The following is an 18,397-nucleotide window of genomic DNA, read 5'->3' as shown; positions in this document are numbered from 1 at the left end:
CCTAGTCCTTGTGCAGAACGACCCGCTGCTGAAAGAGCGTGCCAGCCTCGTCCCACGCCTTCATGCGGATGTTCCAGTTGCCATCGCCAAGCGCCACGGGGGCGACATAGGCGCTGCCATCAAAGCGAAACTCGGGCGTCTGGTCGTCCTGCACATGCGTGGCGCGCCCAACCGTCGCCTCCAGCCTTGCGACCTCGACAGGCTGCCCCGCCTCATCGCTGATCCCGAGGGTAAGCATGCCACCCTGATGATCCGCAGCGATGGTCCATCCCAGCCCTTCCTGCGCGGCCTTTCGGTCGTTGAATTCCTGGCTCGCGACATAGGAATTCTTGACCTCCAGCCCCGGAAAGGTGCGCACCGCCGAAAAGGCCAGCACCAGATTGACCCCGATGATGACCGAAAAGGCGGCGGCAAAGCCGATGAACACATGTTTGCCGGTGATCTGACGCTCGGCCATCAGTTGTCCTTCCCGTTGAAGATCGTGTCCTTGTAGGCGCGCTCGCCGTTCAGCGTGTCCTCGATCCAGAGCCGCACATCGGTGCGCTCTTCCTGCGCCGCCTCAGCCCCCGGAGGCGCGATCAGGTAGACCCGTTGCAGGCGCATCTCGTCGGCGGGCACGGTGATGGAACTATAGGGCGTGCCTTCGAGTTGCAGCCGCACCGCCGGATCACCCGTCACCGCGAGGTTGAAGCGCCGCTCCTCATGGTGCTTGTTGCGCAGCCGCACCTCATAGGTGTTGCGGATGGAGCCGTCCGACATTGTCACAAAGGTCGGGTTGCGCACGGGGGCCACGGTCATGTCGATATCCGACCGGATGAACAGCGCCACGACAAGACCGATCCCCACCAGCGACCACAGCGCGGTATAAAGTATCGTGCGGGGGCGGAACACGTGCTTCCAGATCGGTTTCGGAGCACCGCCCGCGCGCTCGGATTGCTCATCGGTAAAGGCCATGTAATCGATCAGCCCGCGCGGCTTGCCGATCTTTTCCATGATGTCGTCGCAGGCATCGATACAGAGCGCGCAGGTGATGCATTCCAGCTGCTGACCATCACGGATGTCGATCCCCACCGGGCAGACATTGACACAGGCCATGCAGTCTATGCAATCGCCCTGCCCGGCCCCGGCCCTGACCTCTTCGGAGTTCTTGCGCGGCTCGCCGCGCCATTCGCGGTAGCCGACGGTCAGCGTGTCCTCATCCATCATCGCGGCCTGAATGCGCGGCCAGGGGCAGGCATAGATACAGATCTGCTCGCGCGCGAACCCGCCGAAGAAAAACGTGGTGCCGGTCAGGACCGCAATTGTCGTATAGGCGATGGGATGGGCGTTCAGCGTGAAGAGATCGACCAGCAGCGTCGGCGCATCGGTAAAGTAGAACACCCACGCCCCGCCCGTGGCCACCGCGATCAGGAGCCACGTGATCCACTTGGTCAGCCGCAGCCGCACCTTGCGCATATCCAGCTTCTTTTGCCTGTGCAGGCGCAGCCGGGCGTTGCGATCCCCCTCGATCCAGCGTTCCACCAGAATGAACAGATCTGTCCACACCGTCTGCGGACAGGCATAGCCGCACCACACCCGGCCCAGGGCCGAGGTGAACAGAAAAAGCCCCAGCCCGGCCATCACCAGCAGCCCGGCCACGAAATAGAATTCATGCGGCCAGATCTCGATCCAGAAGAAGAAGAACCGCCGCTCGGCCAGATCGAGCAACACCGCCTGATCCGGCAGGCTTGGCCCCCGGTCCCAGCGAATCCACGGGGTGACATAGTAGATGCCAAGGGTGACGATCATGATCACCCATTTCAGGTTGCGGAACTTGCCGTAGACCTTCTTGGGAAAGACCGGCTCGCGCGCGGCATAGAGGGCTTGAGGGGCGTCTGGCTGGGAATCGGCCACGGAGGTACTCCGATATCTTGCGTCTGTTGATCGTCTTTTGGCAGGGCGCGGGGTCAAGAGCTTTGACCTGCATCAAATTCTGACTCCTGAATCGATCTATTCACATGAGACCGTCTGCCGCGCTTGCCGTCGCAGCCATGTGACAAAGGCCTTGGCAGGCGGGCGGAGCACGCCTGGACGGGTCACCACATAATAACCTGTATCCTCACTTTCCTCGAATAACAGCCGCAATCGCCCGGCCGTGATATCCTGACGCACCCATTCGCGCACTGTCACCGCGACCCCCTGCCCGTTGCGCAAGCCGTCGAGCAGCAGGTTGCCCGGCACCTGCACGAGGCCCGCCGCGCGCTCCTTGACCACACCGCGACGGCGCAGCCAGTCGCTCGCCTCGTTGGTGCCGAATTCCTGCAACCAGGGCAGTTCCGCCAGATCCGCGGGGCTGTCGATTCGCTTGTCCTCGACCAGCGAGGGCGCAGCGACCGCCACGATGGGCGAGCGAAACAGCAATTCGGCCTCCAGCCCCGGCCAGTGCCCGGTGCCATAGCGCAGGGCGATGTCGATCCCGCCCGGCCCCATCTGAACGATCCGCGGTGTCGGGTCGATCATCAGGTCGATCTGCGGATGCGCCTGCCGGAACGCGCTCAGGCAGGGCATCAGCCAATGCGCGGCGAAACTCGGCGTCGTCGAGATTTGCAGCGGGCGGTCGGCATCGGCACCGGTCAGCGTCTCGACCGCCCGCGCGATAGCCCCAAATCCCAACGACAGCGCACCCGCCAGATCGCGCCCCTCGGCGGTCAGGCGCAATTGCCGCCCCGTGCGGTCCACCAGCGCCACGCCCAGATGTGCCTCAAGCTGCTTGACCTGTTGGCTCACGGCGGCGTGACTGACATTCAGCCGCGCACCCGCCGCCGCCGTGCCACCGGTCTCGGCCAGCGCCGCGAAGGCGCGCAGCGCGGTTAAAGGGGGAAGGGCCTGCCAATCCATGATGTCAGCCTAGCTTACATATCAGAAATTTTCCAGAGTCGCGTGAGACGACGTCTTGTTCCATATTGGACGCAGGACAACAGCACAGGAAAGGATCAGGACATGCTCGGAATCCTCGCGAATACTTTCAGAACCGCCACCCGCATCGACATGCCGCACGAAACCCGCCACCACCGTCGAGGCCGCGCTCACTGGCCCCCGGCAGAACGCTTTGATGCCCGCAGCGGCGCGGATCTCGAGGCCCATCTTGTGGCACGGCGCCGGTATTGAGCGAGGCAGCCCAAAGGCCCCGCTCCGGGGCCCGAGGTTGACAACTCCAACAATCCGCTGACGAAATCGGCACCGGCCCTTCCAGGAAACGCGCGAACAGGACGGAAAGACCGGTGCCATCCCCCGGGCCTTGCGGCCCGGGGCATGCTTGTCGGGGATTATTCGCCCCCGCCCAACTGGTGGACATAGAGCGACACGGCGCGAATCTCGGCCTCGCTCAGGTCAGCCCCGCCCATCGGCGGCATGACACCAAAGCGAGCATTGACGACCGTGTATTTCACCGTCTCGTAATCCCCGCCATAGAGCCAGATCGCGTCCGAGAGATTGGGTGCCCCCTGATAGATATCGCCCTGCGCCTGCTCGCCGTGACAGGCAGCGCAGTTATCCATGAACACCGTCTCGCCTGCTGCTACGAGGCTGGCATCCTGCGGCTCGCCCGAGAGCGACATCACATAGTTGACGACCTCTTCGATCTGCGCAGACTCCAGAAGATCGCCAAAGGCCGGCATCTGCGAATAGCGCGCATCGGCGTCTTCCTCGTTCCGGATGCCGTGGGCCACGGTGTAGTGGATGTCCTCGATCGTCCCGCCCCAGAGCCACGCGTCATCCTGCAGGTTGGGATAGCCCTTGGCCCCGGCGGCACCCGATCCGTGGCACTGCGCGCACCAGGTCTTGTAGACCGCCGCGCCGGCAGAGGTCGCGTAGCCCTGCAATTCGGCGTCATCGGCGATCGCGGTCAGCTCGGCAGAGGCCAGCCGCGCGTTGATCTCGGCATTGGCGGCCTCGGCCTCGGCCAGTTCTGCGGCCACATTGGCGCGCGTCGACCAGCCCTTGTAGCCCGCCGTCGCCTCGTTGATCAGCGGCCAGGCCGGATAGGCGATCACGTACCATAGCGCCCAGACGATGGTGGCGTAGAAGGTCCACAGCCACCAGCGCGGCAGGGGGTTGTTGTATTCCTCGATACCGTCCCACTCGTGGCCAGTGGTATCCGGTTCCTGTTTCTTGGTTGGTTTCTTGGCCATGTCTTACGCCTCCTTGGCGTCGGCATCCCGCGAGGGCGCCGGTTTGTCTTCGTGCCGGAAGGGGATGTTGGACGGGTTCTCGTAGGTCTTGGTGGCACCGGGGCGGAACACCCAGATCACCACCCCGATGAAGAACGCGAAGAGTACCAACAACATCCAGCTATCGGCGAATTGGCGCAGCAGGGAATAGGTTTCCATGTTCTGTCCTCCTTACCGGCTTGCCACGGGCGTGAAGGTCGAGAAATCCACCAGCGTGCCCAGCATCTGCAGATAGGCGATCAGCGCGTCAGCCTCGGAGATCCCCGGCTGGCCGTCGAAATTGCGCACCTGCGCCTTGGGGTAGCGCGCGAGCAGACCGTCGGTGTCGCCATTGGGATCGACCTGTACCTTGAAATCCGCCTTGGCATTCTCGATCATCTCCTCGGTGTAAGGCACCCCCACCAGGCGATGCGTGCCCAGCAGATCCTCGATATGCTCGGGCTCGATCAGCCGATCCTCGAGGAAACCATATTTTGGCATCACCGACTCAGGCACCACCGATTGCGGACTGCGCAGGTGATCGACATGCCACTCGTCCGAATACCGCCCTCCGACCCGGGCCAGATCCGGCCCGGTCCGCTTGGAGCCCCACTGGAACGGATGGTCGTACTTCGACTCCGCCGCGAGGCTGTAATGCCCATACCGCTCCACCTCGTCACGCATCGGGCGGATCATCTGGCTATGGCAGACGTAACAGCCCTCACGCACGTAGATATCGCGCCCGGTCAGCTCCAGCGGGGAATAGGGGCGCATGCCCTCGACATCCTCGATGGTGTTTTCGAGCCAGAACAGAGGGGCGATCTGTACGATCCCCCCGATGGTGACCACGAGGAAGGCAAAGATCGCCAGAAGCGTGACGTTCTTTTCCAGGATTGCGTGCTTGTCCAGAATCGTCTTTTTCTTAGGTCGCGGACCCACACCGCTGGCAGACGCCGGCATCGGAGGTTTTTCGTTGTTTTGGTCGGACATTGTTCCGTCCCTCCTTATTCAGCCGGGACTGCGCTGTTCGTGGCTTCGACAGCCGGCGAACGCTTCACAGTCATCCAGAGGTTGTAGCACATGATGAGCGCCCCGCTGAGGAACAGCACCCCGCCCAGGCCACGCACGATATACATCGGCAGTTTCGCAGCCACGGTATCGGCGAAGGAGTTCACGAGGAAACCGTTGGCATCCACTTCGCGCCACATCAGGCCCTCCATGATCCCCGTCACCCACATGGCGGCGGCGTAGAGAATGATCCCGATGGTCGCCAGCCAGAAATGCCAGCTCACCAGGCTCAGGCTATAAAGCCGCTCGCGGTTCCACAGGCGCGGCACCAGGAAGTAGAGCGCGCCGAAGGTGATCATCCCGTTCCAGCCAAGTGCACCCGAATGCACGTGCCCGATGGTCCAGTCGGTGTAATGCGACAGCGAGTTGACCGCGCGAATGGACATCATCGGCCCCTCAAACGTGGACATGCCGTAGAACCCGATCGAGATCACCATCATCCGGATCACCGGATCCGTGCGCAGCTTGTCCCACGCGCCCGAGAGCGTCATCAGACCGTTGATCATCCCACCCCAAGACGGCATCCACAGAACGATCGAGAACACCATGCCCAACGTCGAGGCCCAGTCGGGCAGCGCCGTGTAATGCAGGTGGTGCGGACCGGCCCAGATGTAGATGAAGATCAGCGCCCAGAAGTGGATGATCGACAGCTTGTAGGAATAGACCGGGCGTTCGGCCTGTTTCGGCACAAAGTAATACATCATGCCCAGGAACCCTGCGGTCAGGAAGAAGCCCACAGCGTTATGGCCATACCACCACTGTGTCATCGCGTCCTGCACGCCCGAGAAGACCTGCACCGACTTGGACCCAAAGATCGAGACAGGAATGCTCAGGTTGTTGACCACATGCAGCATCGCCACCGTGATGATGAACGAGAGGTAAAACCAGTTCGCCACGTAGATATGCGGCTCTTTACGCTTGACGATGGTGCCCAGGAACACGGCCAGATAGGCCAGCCAGACCACCGTCAGCCACAGATCCACATACCACTCGGGCTCTGCGTATTCCTTGGACTGCGTGGCCCCCAGCAGATAGCCGGTGGCAGCCAGCACGATCACCAACTGATAGCCCCAGAACACGAACCACGCGAGGTTCCCGCCCCAGAGCCGCGCGGCGCTCGTGCGCTGCACCACGTAGAACGATGTGGCGATCAGCGCGTTGCCGCCAAACGCGAAAATCACCGCCGATGTGTGTAGCGGACGCAACCGGCCGAAATTGGCATATCCCTGCGCCCAGTCGAAATTGAGCTGCGGAAAGGCAAGCTGAAAGGCGATGAACGTGCCCGCGAGAAAGCCCACGACGCCCCAAAGGCAGGTCGCGACCACACCGGCGCGCACGACACCGTCCATGTATTCTCCGGACAGGTCCATATTGCCCGTCGGCTCATCGGTGTGCCGCAGCACCCATAAAAACAGCCCGCCGGCCACCAGCGCCACCGTCAGCGCATTGACCAGATAGGCCAGATCGCGCGCGTAATTGGCCGCGATCAACGCGAAAAGCGTGATCAGACCAAGCACGATCAGCTTGATATAGTTCGTCATGTTGCGTCCCTTCGTCTCTTTCCGCACGAGTCGCTGACCCGCACGGGCGCGTTTAGACTGTGCCCCGTAATGATAGGATCGGAGTCAACTATCCTTGATCTGTGTCAAAACCTGAACGCCAATCTCTTGATCCGCGTCAAGGCGCCGCCCCATGTTAAGGTCATATGGTGAGTCCGAATGCAACACGGCCAAAGGAATGCGACATGACTTATAACAGCCTGTTCACGGTATTGACCGACGAGTCGCTTGTTGAAGAAACCCTCGACCATGCCGTGGCCGCCGCCACCACGCATGAGGCCCATCTAGACGTGCTGTGCCTCGGCGTGGACCGCAGCCAGTCCGGCTATTACTATGCCGGGGCCAGCGCCATCGTCCTTCAGGAAACCATCGCCCGCGCCCAGGAAGAGGCAGAGACGATCGAGGCCAAGGCGCGAAAGTTCCTGGACGGATCCGCCGTGCGGTGGAGCGTCGAGGCCGGCGTCAGCCAGTTGGCCGATCTTGGCCGCCATGTCGCGGCCCGCGCGCGATTCTCCGATCTGGTCATCCTGCCGCAGCCATATGGCGAGGGGCGCGGCGCAGAGCTTGAGCCGGTCACCGAATCGGCGCTTTTCGAGGGGCGCACGCCTGTGATGGTGGTGCCGCAGGGTCGGGCTGTGGTCACCCGGCCCAAGCGGGTCTTGCTGGGCTGGAACGAAAGCAACGAGGCGCTCGGTGCCGTCCGCGCCGCCCTGCCCCTGCTCAAGGGCGCGGACGTGGTGCATGTCGTGGTGATCGACCCGCCAAGCCACGGGCCGAACCGCTCTGACCCTGGCGGGCTGCTGTCGCAATACCTCGCCCGCCACGGCGTCAAGGTCGAGATCGACGTGCTGTCCAAAACCCTGCCGCGCATCTCGGACGTGCTCCTGCGCCACGCGGGCGACATGGATGCCGACATGGTGGTGATGGGGGCTTACGGCCACTCACGCTTTCGCGAAGCGATCTTCGGCGGCGCGACCCGCTACATGCTGGAGCAAGCGACCCTGCCGGTCTTCATGGCGCATTAAGCGTCCGGCGCTCCACTGAAAAAGGGCACTCGGGGACGGGTGCCCTTGATTTACCGCCGCGCGGCATGTCGCTTTCTGCAAAAGGGTTTCGCAAAGCTGCACGCGCAGGACGCGCCGCCTCCGCATCATGGCAGGCAGAAGGAGACCCGCCATGACAGCCCTGATCAAACCCCGCGCCCGCGCCGGGGGCCGCGCCGCCCGGCGCACCGTCCGCAGCGCGCCGAAATTCGACATGCTGCCAGGCCTGACCCGCGCGCTGCCTACCTGCGAGGTGATGGACCCCGACCAGATCGCACGCATCGACGCGGCGTCGATGGACATCCTCGAAAACGTCGGTGTGGTATTTCGCGACGAGATCGCGCTTGAGGACTGGAGGCGCGCCGGGGCAAAGGTCGCGGGCGAGCGCATCTATCTCGACCGTGGCCTCGTGCGCGACCTCATTGCCACCATTCCGTCGGATTTCACCTATCATGCCCGCGATCCGGCGAAAAACGTCCGCCTCGGCGGGCCGCACTCAATCTTCGTGCCGATGACCGGCGCGCCCTATCTGCGCGACCTCGACGACGTCCGCCGCAACCCGACGCTCGCCGATCTGGCGATGTTCCACAAGCTGAGCCACATGATGCCCGCGCTGCATTCATCCGCGCATCATATCGTCGAGCCCTATGACCACCCGATCAGCCAGCGGCACCTCCGCATCACCTATTCCTCGATGAAATACTCGGACAAGACCTTCATGGGGATGACGACAAGCCCGAAGAACGCCGACGACGTGATGGAGATGTGCGCCATCCTCTTCGGCGAGGGGTTCATGGAGAAGCACCCCGTCACCACCGGCAATTGCAACGGCAACTCGCCGCTGGTCTGGGACGAGACGATGCTGGGCGCGATGCGCGCCTTTTGCCGCCGCAACCAGCCGGTGCTCTGTTCGCCCTTCGTCCTCGGCGGAGCCAATACCCCCGCCTCCGTGCCCGCCACCGTGGCACAGCTCAACGCCGAGGCGCTCTCGGCCCTCGCCTATACCCAGGTGATCCGTCGCGGCTGCCCGGCGATCTATGGCCATTACCTCTCGACCGTATCGATGCGGTCGGGCGCACCGATGGCGGGAACACCGGAAATCAGCCTCATGAATTTCATGATCGGCCAGATGGCGCGATTCTACGGCGTGCCGTGGCGCACCTCGAGCACGCTCGGCGGAGCCAAGATGTTTGATGCTCAGGCGGGTTACGAGAGCGCGACAACGCTGTCGGCGGTGATCCATGCCGGGGCCAACTACATCTGGCACTCGGCGGGCTGGAACGAGGCCGGGATGCATTGCTCCGTCGCCAAGTTCCTGGTCGATGCCGAGCAATGCGCCATGGCCTACCGCATGGCCTCAGGCCCGCACTGGGGCGATTTCAATGAGGCGCTCGCCGCGATCCCCGATGTCGGGCCGGGGGGGCATTACCTTGGTCATCCGCACACGCAGGAGAATTTCCAGACCGCCTTCTTCATGCCCGATCTCTTCGACAACACCTCGATCGAGCAATGGGTGGCGGATGGATCAAAGGAGACCACCGAGCGGGCTCTCGCCCATGCGCGCCGCTTGCTTGACGCTTATGTGGAACCAAATCTCGATCCTGACGTTGACGCGGCACTCTTGGACTATATTGCGCGGCGCGAACGCGACATACCAGCAGCCGAAGCGCTTAACCAGGAGTATTGAGAAGTCCCTCCCTGAACTGGCCCGCCCTTCGTGGCGGGTCCTTTTTTGGCTCAGGGTTTCTTTTTGGCAAAAATACTCCGGGGGAGTCGCCCGCACGGGCGACGGGGGCAGCGCCCCCGCTCACTCCGCGCCCGCGCGCCATTCCTTCCAGCGCAGCACCGCATTGGCACCGATCTCGGCGAACGGCTGCGGCGGCAGGCGCTTGGGCTCTGCCTCTGCGGTGAAGTGGCGGGTGATGGCGCTGGTCTTGCCGCAGGCAAGCTCCGCCGCAGCCATTCCCGTCAGCGTGCCGCGCGCGGTGCCAAGGCCGTTCTGCACGCAGCCCGCGTAGAGCCCCGGCTCGATCTCGCGCATCACCGCCACACCGTTGAGGCTCAGGCACAGATGCCCCGCCCAGGCAAATTCCATGCGCAGCCCCGCAACCTGCGGGAAACGCTGCTCGAACTTGCGCTGCATGACACGCGCGGCGCGGGTCATGTCGGTCTGCCGCGCCACCATGCCGGGGCGCAGCACCGCGCAGGTGCGGGTCACGATGCGGTTGCCACCCTGCGCGCGGTCGATGCGGCGCATGGTGGTGCCCATCGGGTCCGAGGGCGTGACGCCCCAGCGGGGCCGCCCGCCGAGGCGGGCGAGCGTGCCGGCATCAAGCTCGGGCGTCATCGTGGCAAATAGAAAGACCTGCATCAGCCGCCCGCGCGCGATCCCGAAGCTTTCCAGATGGCCATTCACCGTCAATATCACGCGGCCCGCGCTCAGCCGCCCCTTTGGCGTCTCCACCTGCCACGCCTCGCCCTGCCGGGTAAGGCCAGTGACGGGGCTCTGCTCATGGAGCGCCACGCCGTCGCGCCGCAGCCCCTCGGCCAGCCCGCGCACATAACCCGCGGGCTGGAGCATCACCGTGCCGGGAGTATAAAGACCCGAGCGGTAATGGGCGCTGCCGGTCAACTCCCGCATCGCTTGCCCATCGAGCATTTCCGAGGCCTCACCGAGACTGGCCAGGTGGTTTGCGTAGCTCTCGTTATGGGCATGCGCCGCGGCGCATGCCGCGCCGTTGACCTTGCCCGCAGGGACGAAGAAGGCGGGCGCGATACCGTAGTCCTCAACCGCGTCGCGCCCGAAATCCTGCGCCATGCGGTTGAGGGCGATCGTCGCCCGGTCATCGCCCGCCCCGGCGTAATCCTCGCTGGTCAAGTCATGCGGCAGGTCGATCATGAAGCCCGAGTTGCGCCCCGCAGCCCCCTCGGCGACACGGCCCGCCTCCAGCAGCGCGATGCGCGCGCCCGGGGCAAGCTGGGTCAGCCGCCGCGCCGCCGACAGCCCGGCAAAACCCGCGCCGATCACCGCGAAATCGGCGGTGGCGTCCCCTTCGAGCGCGGTCGCCGGGCCTTGCGCGGGCAGGATCGCGTTCCAGGCGGCGGGTCCGAGGTGGCGCGGGATGGTTCTTGCGCGGTAGTCGCTCAATCCACCGCCTCATCCGCGTCATCTGCCAGATCAAGCCAGATGGTTTTCACTTGGGTATACTGATCATGCGCGTGCAGCCCGTTATCGCGCCCGCCGACGCCCGATTGCTTGTAGCCACCAAACGGCGTCGAGATATCGCCCTCGCCAAAGCTGTTGACCGTCACCGTGCCCGCCCGAAGCATCCGCGCGCCACGCAGCGCGCGCTTGGCATTGGCGGTGAAGAGCGCAGCGCAGAGGCCGTAATCGGTGTCATTGGCCACCGCGATAGCCTCGTCGAAGCTGCCGATTTCGATTACGCTCAGCACCGGGCCGAAGATTTCCTCCCGCGCCAGCGGGTGATCGTTGCCCGGGAGCATGACGACGGTTGGCTCGACAAAGCCCTTTTCCGCCGTGCCGCCGAAAACGACACTCTCAGCCTGATCGAGATAGCCGCAGACCTTGGCAAAATGCGCTTGGCTCACCAGCGCGCCGACGCGCGTTTCGGGGTCGAGCGGGTCACCCACCACCCATTCGCGGGCATGGGCCTCGATCCGTGACAGAAGCGCCTCCCTCACGTCGCGGTGCACGATGAGGCGCGAGGTGGCCGAGCAATTCTCGCCCATGTTCCAGAACGCGCCCTGCACGATATGCGACGCGACACGGTCGAGATTTTCGGCGTCGTCCATGACGATGGCGGGGTTCTTGCCACCCATCTCGAGCACCACCTCCTTGGCGTTCGACTCGCCCGAATAGCCCAGGAACCGCTTGCCTGTGACGGTGGAGCCGGTGAAGCTGACCATGTCCACATCCATGTGACGGCCTAAAGGCTCGCCCACCTCGGGCCCGCTGCCGGGCAGCACGTTCAGCACCCCGCGCGGCAGCCCCGCCTCATGCGCGAGTTCCGCCACGCGCAGCGCGGTGAGGCTGGTCTCCTCCGCCGGTTTCACGATCACCGAGCAGCCAGCCGCCAGCGCCGGGCCGATCTTCCACGCCAGCATCAGCAACGGGAAATTCCACGGCAGGACGAGGCCCACCACGCCGATCGGTTCACGCACAATCATGGCGATGTGATCTTCCGAGGCGGGGGCGACCTGATCGTAGATCTTGTCGATCGCCTCGGCGTGCCATTTCAGGCAATGGATGGTCTCGGGCACGTCCACCGTCTCGCAATCGTAGATCGTCTTGCCTGCGTCGAGGCTTTCCAGCACCGCCAATTCTCGCGCGTTGCGGGTCATCAGCTTGGCCAGACGGATCAGAACGTCTTTACGCGCCGAGGGGGGCAACCGCGACCAGCGGCCATCGTCGAACGCCGCGCGCGCCTTGGTCACCGCGACATCCACGTCCTCGGCTCCGCAGGCAGCGACCTCTGCCAGCGTTTCACCAGTAGCGGGGTTCAAACTGGCAAAGGTCTTGCCCGAGATCGCCGGACGATAGCCGCCGTCGATGAACGCCCCCGTCGGCAGGTCGAGCGTCGCGGCAATGGCCGCATATTCGTCGCGTGTCAGCAAGCTCATGTCTCAGCCCTCCGCCGTGATGGTTGCGATGGTGGTTTTCAGCACGCGCACCACCTGTTCCAATGCGCGCTTGTCATCCTTGTTGAGGCCCTTGAGCGGCGGGCGCACCTCGCCCGCGTCGATGCCCGCCATGGTCACGCCATGTTTGATCGTCTGAATGAACTTGCCGCCTTGTTCGAGCACATGCATCAGCGGCAGCATGGCCGACATGATGCGCCGCCCCTTGGTGAAATCGCCCTCCACCACGCAGGCCTCATAAAGCGCCACATGCTCGGCAGGCAGAAAGTTGGAGCCGCCGCAGACCCAGAACGTCGACCCCCATGCGAAAAACTCCAGCGCCTGGTCGTCCATCCCGCAGCCCATCTGGATATGCGGGTAATCGCGGGCCAGAAGGTGCACCCGATTGATATCGCCCGAGCTTTCCTTGATGCCGCAGAAATTGCGGCTGCGCCCTACGCGGTCGAGAAACTCCGCGCCCATCATCGTGCCGGTGCGGCCGGGGTAGTTGTAGAGCATCACCGGCAGACCCGCCGCGCGGTTGATGGCGAGCGCGTTGAGCGCGTTTTCCCGGTCCGTGGGCACGGCATAGGGCGGCGAGGCCAGCAGGATCACATCCGCCCCGATCTCGCGCGCGGCTTGCGCCAATGCGATGGAATCGTCGGTCAGCATCGCGCCCGTGCCCATCACCAACGGCAGGCGGCCCTTGATCAGCGCATGGGTCAGGCGTCCAAGGTCCACCCGCTCGGCCACGGTCTGGGCATAGTTCTCGCCGGTGGAACCGCCGGTGATGATCCCTTGCACGCCGCTGGCGATCAGGTGCTCGATCACCTCGGCCAAGGCATCACGGTTCACCGTGCCGTCAGGGTGGTAAGGGGTGATGACGGGGGTATAGATCCCGTCAAAGCGAAAGATTGGGGTCATGGCGGTCCTCATGCGGGGCTGGAGCGGGTGATCTGGCCCATCGGCACGTCGAGGGCAGCGGGCATCACGAAGCGTTCGATCTCGTGACGCGAGAGGTTCCAGTGATCCTCGGCCAGTTGCGCGGCCTGCGCCTCATCACGCGCGGCGATGGCCTCGATGATGGCGTCATGCTGACGGCTGGCCTCGGCCACGTTATCGGCCATGGTGGCGTTTTCCGGGCGGTAGAAGGTCATGGAAATGCGCGCGTGATCAATCAGCAGGCGGTGGAACGAGGGCAGAAGGTAGATATTGCCCGCCATCTCGCCAGTGATCTCGTGAAACCGGTTGTTGGCCAGCGTGCGATCGGGAGTGGAGCCCGCGCGCAGGGCGGCGCGGAACCTCTCTTGCGCACCGCGCAGGGACTGTATCTGCACATCGGTGGCGTTGCGCGCGGCAAGGCGCAGGATCGCCCCATAGATCATCGGCGCGGCCAGAAAGAAATCGCGCAGCGTGGTATGCGTGAGATCCGCGACGCGCGGCCCGCGATTGTCACGCAGGTCGATATAGCCGAGCCCCGCCAATTCGCGGAACACCTCGCGCACCGGGGTGCGCGACAGCCCGAACTCCGCGCAGATTGCCGCCTCGTCGAGATCGGCACCGGGTTGGCGCGCCGTGGTGAGAATTGCGTGTTTGAGATGCGTCGCGAGCGTGCTCTTGCGGTCTTTGGCGGCCATGGCGGGCCTCCCCTTGAGTGAATTTCACCTTGCCCTCTATAGTATACAAACTGTATACGCAATGCATAATCCTTGTCTTCTGACGAAATCAGCGTCAGACAGATCATACTCCTCCGATGGACCTGCCATGACCAAGCCTCAGCATTTCACCTTCGTTCTGGTCGAGGAGTTCTCGCACCTCGCATTTTCCTGCGCGGTCGAGCCATTGCGCATCGCCAACCTGCTCAGCGGCGAGACGCTCTATCGCTGGTCCTTCGCGTCCGAGGACGGGCAGAGCGCCACCTGTTCCAACGGATCGGTCACGCTGGTGCATCACGGGCTGGACACCTTGCCCAAATGCGACCGGCTGTTCATCCTGTCGGGGATCAACATGCGCACGCATGTGACCAAACCCCTCCTGACCATGCTGCGCCGCGAGGCACGGCACGGCACGCCCATCGGGGCGCTATGCTCAGGCGCGTGGATCCTCGCCGAGGACGGCTTCCTCAACGGGATGAAGGCGGCGATCCACTGGGAATTCCACGACGCCTTCATGGAGCGGTTTCCCGAGGTGAACCTCGTGCGCAACGTTTTTGTCGCCGACGAGCGCCACCTCACCGCCTCGGGCGGAACGGCCACGGCGGATCTGATGCTACACCTGATAGAGCGTGATCACGGCGCGGACCTGTCGATGGCGGTGGCCGACCAGATGGTCTATAGCGCCGCGCGCGAGGCGACGGCGGCACAGCGCGTCTCGCTGCAATCGCGCAACGGTATTCGCAACATCCACCTGACCCGTGCGATCCAGCGCATGCGCGAAACCATCGAGGAGCCGCTCAGCCCTGCACAGATCGCCGCCGAGATCGGCATCTCGACACGGCAGATGGAGCGGCTCTTCGGCAAGTTCCTCAACACCTCGCCCAAGAAATATTTCATGGACCTGCGCCTCGAACGCGCGCGCCACCTGCTGATCCAGACCGAGGCCTCGGTGATCGAGATCGCGCTGGCCTGCGGTTTTGAGAGCTCCGGCCATTTCTCGCGCGTCTATCGCGCGGCCTATGGCGTGGCCCCGATGCAGCAGCGCGGACGGCTGTCCTGAACCCGGAATGCGCCACGGCACGGCGCGACAAGGATCGCCCACAGTCCAAGCACCCTCGCAGGGAAGGGAACATCAGTCCGGACAGCCGATCCACCCATGACTGACCGGCACTGCGCTTCCGGAAACATGGACTTCGGCCAGCATGCCGTCCCGCAGAACGATCCGAAGGCCAATTGTCGATGCACGCCCCATCTCGACCCCTTGATGCAGCGTCAGGCGCGTTTCACCCTCATTCAGCTCACCGGCGGCATGCAGTTGCGCCGCCATGATGGCGGCCGCAGAGCCGGTGGCAGGATCCTCCGGGATCCCAGCCGTCGGGGAAAACATGCGCGTGCGGAAATCTGCTCCCTCGCCCGGGGGCAGCGGCGCATAGAGATAGATACTGTCGGCGGCGGCAATCTCCATTGCGCGGCTCCACGCGGGCTCGGCAGGACGTGCCATGGCCAACGCCTCAAGGTCGCGCACGGGCAGGTAGAGGTAGCTTGGCCCGCCCTGCCAGAGGCCCGGCCCATGCGCGCCGCTTCCAATCGTTTTCGGGTCAAGCCCTACCGCAGCCGCCAATTCCCCGACACCGGGAACGGCCCCGTGCTCGGGCGGGTGCGGCAGAACCGGGGCCCGAAACTCTGCCTGCAACCGCTCGCCGCTGCGCGACACGCGGACCGGCACGAGCCCGGCGACCTCCTCTAGCGTCATGGCGATCTCGAAATCCGTCTCCGGTGCCGATTTCAGCGCGAGGTGAATCGCACAGCCTAAGGTCGGGTGCCCGGCAAACGGGATTTCGGCTGTCGGAAAGAAGATGCGCACCTTCGCGTCATGCGCCGCATCGTCGGGCCTTTGGACAAAGATCGTCTCCGACAGGTTGAACTCGCGTGCCATGGTCTGCATCTGCGCCGTGCTCAAACCGTCGGCGGTCTCTACGATGGCCAGCGGGTTGCCGGAAAAGCGCCGCTCGGTGAAAACGTCGTAGGTGGCGAAGGGCAGCGGATCAGACAAGCATCCCGCCATCGCTGTCATCACCCGCTTCGTCCAGCAGGCGGTTGAAATCGGGGATCGTCACGCGGCGCTTGCCTTCGAGCGCGATCACCCCGTCCTTCTTGAGCGCCGAGACCTGACGGCTCACCGTCTCGAGCGTCAGCCCGAGGTAGTCCGCCATCGCCTCGCGGGTCAGCGGCAGGTCGATCACCAGCGGGCCGCGCATGCCCTGCATGTTGATCGCGGCGTGACGCCGGGCGATGATCGCAATCAGCGAGGCGATCTTTTCGCGGGCGGTCTTGCGGCCCAGAACCAGCATCCATTCGCGGGCCGCGTCCAACTCGTCAAGGGTCATCTCCAGCAGGCGCTGCGCGATATGCGGCGTACGGGCCATCATCTCCTCAAAAGGCTTCTTGCGGAAACAACACATCACGATATTGGTCGTCGCCACCACGTTGTAGGCTGCGCTGTCGCGCCCCGGGCGGCCCACGAAATCGCTTGGCAAAAGCAGGCCCACCATCTGCGTGCGCCCGTCCTCCATGGTCTGGGTCAAGGTGGCGATGCCGGTGACCACAGACCCCACGAAATCCATGTGGTCGCCGGACCAGATCAGCGTCTGCCCGGCCTCGAAGCTGCGGTAATACTTGATCCGATCCAGCAGTTCCAATTCGTCCGCTTCACACCGCGCGCAGACCGCGCGATGGCGGATCGGGCAATCCGCACATTCATGCGGCGCAGCGGGGGCAGATTCTTTCAACATCAAGGGTCACTTTTTCCGCATTTTGATCTGGGTCAAGGCTTTGGCCCCGGCTGGTATCTAATCCTAGGCGCATGGATACGCAAACTCAACTGGGCAAACTGGGTCTTTTTGACGCCAAAGTGCCACGCTACACCAGCTACCCGACCGCGCCCCACTTCAACCGCATTGTGGGACCAGACAATTTCTGCAGTTGGATCAAAGCGATACCAGAGGGAGCGGAGGTCTCTCTCTACGTGCATGTGCCGTTCTGTCGGCGGCTTTGCTGGTTCTGTGCCTGCCGCACGCAAGGCACCCAGAGCGACAAGCCGGTGCAAGCCTATCTAGAAACCCTGAAAACCGAGATCGCGATGCTTGGCACGCATCTGCCCAACGGCGTGCGCCTGTCGCGGCTGCATTGGGGGGGCGGCACGCCCACGCTGCTGTCACCCGGCATGATCAGCGAACTGGCCGGTGCCATCCGCGACATTGCTCCCTTCACCGACGCGACCGAATTCTCGGTCGAGATTGACCCCAACGAGATCGACGGGCCACGCCTCGACGCGCTCGCTGCGGCGGGCATGAACCGTGCCTCCATCGGGGTGCAGGATTTCGACGAGGAGATCCAGAAAAGCATCGGTCGCCTGCAAGGCTATGACATCACCCGTTGGGCGGCCGAGGAAATCCGCGCGCGCGGCGTGGCCAGCCTCAACGCCGATATCCTTTACGGCCTGCCGCACCAGACCAAGGCGCGGATTACTGAAAGCGTACAGAAACTCCTGTCGCTCAACCCCGATCGTGTGGCGCTCTATGGCTATGCACATGTGCCGTGGATGGCCAAGCGCCAGCAGATGATCCCTTCGGATGCCCTGCCCACCCCGCAGGAACGGCTTGCGCTCTTCGACACGGCCCGGCGACTGTTTCTCTGGGACGGCTATGACGAGATCGGCATCGACCATTTCGCCACCAGAGAGGACAGCCTGAGTGTGGCACAAAAGACCGGACGCCTGCGCCGCAACTTCCAGGGCTATACCGATGACACCGCAGCGGCCCTGATCGGCCTCGGGGCCTCGGCGATCTCGCGCTTTCCGCAAGGCTATGCGCAGAACGCGCCCGCCACAGGGGCCCATACCGGGGCCATCCGCGAGGGACGCTTCTCGACGGCGCGGGGGCACGTGTTCTCGGATGACGACCGGCTGCGCGGACGGTTGATCGAACAGCTGATGTGCGAATTCCGCATCGACGCCACAGAGATCATCCGTGACTTCAACATTGCCCCCGCCGCGCTGCACGACATGCTCTCAAAGGTCGCGCGCGCCTATGAGGGGCACCTGAAACTCGATGACACCGGGCTTTTCATCCCGCAAGAGGCACGCCCGCTCACGCGTATGATCGCCCGGCAGTTCGATGTCTACGAGATGAATGCCGACGGGCACAGTTCAGCGATCTGAAACACCGCGCGAGCCTGCGCCGGGCACG

Annotated in this window: 18 protein-coding genes; 4 read left to right on the top strand and 14 right to left on the bottom strand. The window is 64.0% G+C overall.

Annotated features, from left to right (window positions below; all coding sequences use genetic code 11):
• Position 1 precedes the first annotated feature (1 nt).
• From ACSSV4_RS09480 to ccoN, 8 genes are all read right to left on the bottom strand, one after another.
• A complete protein-coding gene (locus ACSSV4_RS09480) occupies positions 2-457 on the bottom strand; it encodes a FixH family protein (protein WP_454274898.1) in 456 nt (151 codons plus the stop codon).
• A complete protein-coding gene (ccoG, locus tag ACSSV4_RS09475; protein WP_454274897.1) occupies positions 457-1,893 on the bottom strand; it encodes a cytochrome c oxidase accessory protein CcoG in 1,437 nt (478 codons plus the stop codon). The genes ACSSV4_RS09480 and ccoG overlap by 1 nt, the downstream gene beginning before the upstream one ends.
• 96 nt (positions 1,894-1,989) lie before the next feature.
• Positions 1,990-2,877, bottom strand: a complete 888-nt coding sequence (locus ACSSV4_RS09470; protein WP_454274896.1) for a LysR family transcriptional regulator — start codon at positions 2,875-2,877, stop codon at positions 1,990-1,992.
• Positions 2,878-2,898: 21 nt separating this feature from the next.
• Complete coding sequence (locus ACSSV4_RS09465; RefSeq protein WP_454274895.1) at positions 2,899-3,123, bottom strand: hypothetical protein; 225 nt, start codon at positions 3,121-3,123, stop codon at positions 2,899-2,901.
• 182 nt (positions 3,124-3,305) lie between these two features.
• Positions 3,306-4,169 carry a cytochrome-c oxidase, cbb3-type subunit III gene (ccoP, locus tag ACSSV4_RS09460; protein ID WP_454274894.1) on the bottom strand — a complete coding sequence of 288 codons (864 nt, stop codon included), beginning with the start codon at positions 4,167-4,169 and terminating at the stop codon, positions 3,306-3,308.
• A 3-nt stretch (positions 4,170-4,172) separates the two neighbouring features.
• On the bottom strand, positions 4,173-4,367 hold the full coding sequence (locus tag ACSSV4_RS09455) for a cbb3-type cytochrome c oxidase subunit 3 (RefSeq protein WP_454274893.1): 195 nt from the start codon (positions 4,365-4,367) through the stop codon (positions 4,173-4,175).
• Between the two features lie 12 nt (positions 4,368-4,379).
• Positions 4,380-5,147 carry a cytochrome-c oxidase, cbb3-type subunit II gene (gene ccoO / locus ACSSV4_RS09450; RefSeq protein ID WP_454274908.1) on the bottom strand — a complete coding sequence of 256 codons (768 nt, stop codon included), beginning with the start codon at positions 5,145-5,147 and terminating at the stop codon, positions 4,380-4,382.
• 44 nt (positions 5,148-5,191) lie between these two features.
• Positions 5,192-6,796, bottom strand: a complete 1,605-nt coding sequence (ccoN, locus tag ACSSV4_RS09445) for a cytochrome-c oxidase, cbb3-type subunit I (RefSeq protein ID WP_454274892.1) — start codon at positions 6,794-6,796, stop codon at positions 5,192-5,194.
• Positions 6,797-6,999: 203 nt separating this feature from the next.
• On the opposite strand from ccoN, the gene ACSSV4_RS09440 reads away from it, so the two are divergent.
• Positions 7,000-7,839, top strand: a complete 840-nt coding sequence (locus tag ACSSV4_RS09440; RefSeq protein ID WP_454274891.1) for a universal stress protein — start codon at positions 7,000-7,002, stop codon at positions 7,837-7,839.
• A 151-nt stretch (positions 7,840-7,990) separates the two neighbouring features.
• The gene (locus ACSSV4_RS09435) at positions 7,991-9,544 is read left to right on the top strand and encodes a trimethylamine methyltransferase family protein (RefSeq protein ID WP_454274890.1); all 1,554 of its coding nucleotides are present in this window, start codon (positions 7,991-7,993) and stop codon (positions 9,542-9,544) included.
• A gap of 120 nt (positions 9,545-9,664) precedes the next feature.
• On the opposite strand, the gene ACSSV4_RS09430 is transcribed toward ACSSV4_RS09435, so the two are convergent.
• The 4 genes from ACSSV4_RS09430 to ACSSV4_RS09415 are packed head-to-tail and all read right to left on the bottom strand — an operon-like array spanning position 9,665 to position 14,132.
• Positions 9,665-11,005 carry an NAD(P)/FAD-dependent oxidoreductase gene (locus ACSSV4_RS09430; protein WP_454274889.1) on the bottom strand — a complete coding sequence of 447 codons (1,341 nt, stop codon included), beginning with the start codon at positions 11,003-11,005 and terminating at the stop codon, positions 9,665-9,667.
• Positions 11,002-12,498 carry an aldehyde dehydrogenase gene (locus ACSSV4_RS09425; RefSeq protein WP_454274888.1) on the bottom strand — a complete coding sequence of 499 codons (1,497 nt, stop codon included), beginning with the start codon at positions 12,496-12,498 and terminating at the stop codon, positions 11,002-11,004. The genes ACSSV4_RS09430 and ACSSV4_RS09425 overlap by 4 nt, the downstream gene beginning before the upstream one ends.
• A gap of 3 nt (positions 12,499-12,501) precedes the next feature.
• Positions 12,502-13,419, bottom strand: coding sequence for a dihydrodipicolinate synthase family protein (locus ACSSV4_RS09420; protein WP_454274887.1), 918 nt, complete (start codon positions 13,417-13,419; stop codon positions 12,502-12,504).
• Positions 13,420-13,427: 8 nt separating this feature from the next.
• Positions 13,428-14,132 carry a GntR family transcriptional regulator gene (locus ACSSV4_RS09415; RefSeq protein ID WP_454274886.1) on the bottom strand — a complete coding sequence of 235 codons (705 nt, stop codon included), beginning with the start codon at positions 14,130-14,132 and terminating at the stop codon, positions 13,428-13,430.
• 127 nt (positions 14,133-14,259) lie between these two features.
• Between ACSSV4_RS09415 and ACSSV4_RS09410 the strand changes: the two genes are divergently transcribed.
• Positions 14,260-15,210 carry a GlxA family transcriptional regulator gene (locus ACSSV4_RS09410; protein ID WP_454274885.1) on the top strand — a complete coding sequence of 317 codons (951 nt, stop codon included), beginning with the start codon at positions 14,260-14,262 and terminating at the stop codon, positions 15,208-15,210.
• Between the two features lie 72 nt (positions 15,211-15,282).
• Here the strand turns inward: ACSSV4_RS09410 and ACSSV4_RS09405 are convergent, their stop codons facing one another.
• Together ACSSV4_RS09405 and fnrL are read right to left on the bottom strand one after the other, a co-directional pair.
• The gene (locus ACSSV4_RS09405; RefSeq protein WP_454274884.1) at positions 15,283-16,203 is read right to left on the bottom strand and encodes a PhzF family phenazine biosynthesis protein; all 921 of its coding nucleotides are present in this window, start codon (positions 16,201-16,203) and stop codon (positions 15,283-15,285) included.
• Positions 16,196-16,942 carry a transcriptional regulator FnrL gene (gene fnrL / locus ACSSV4_RS09400; RefSeq protein WP_454274883.1) on the bottom strand — a complete coding sequence of 249 codons (747 nt, stop codon included), beginning with the start codon at positions 16,940-16,942 and terminating at the stop codon, positions 16,196-16,198. The genes ACSSV4_RS09405 and fnrL overlap by 8 nt, the downstream gene beginning before the upstream one ends.
• 71 nt (positions 16,943-17,013) lie before the next feature.
• Between fnrL and hemN the strand changes: the two genes are divergently transcribed.
• Positions 17,014-18,369, top strand: coding sequence for an oxygen-independent coproporphyrinogen III oxidase (hemN, locus tag ACSSV4_RS09395; RefSeq protein WP_454274882.1), 1,356 nt, complete (start codon positions 17,014-17,016; stop codon positions 18,367-18,369).
• Positions 18,370-18,397: the final 28 nt, after the last annotated feature.

It is taken from the genome of Roseovarius sp. MBR-154 (assembly GCF_053628595.1).
This window is presented reverse-complemented; position numbering and strand designations above follow the sequence as displayed.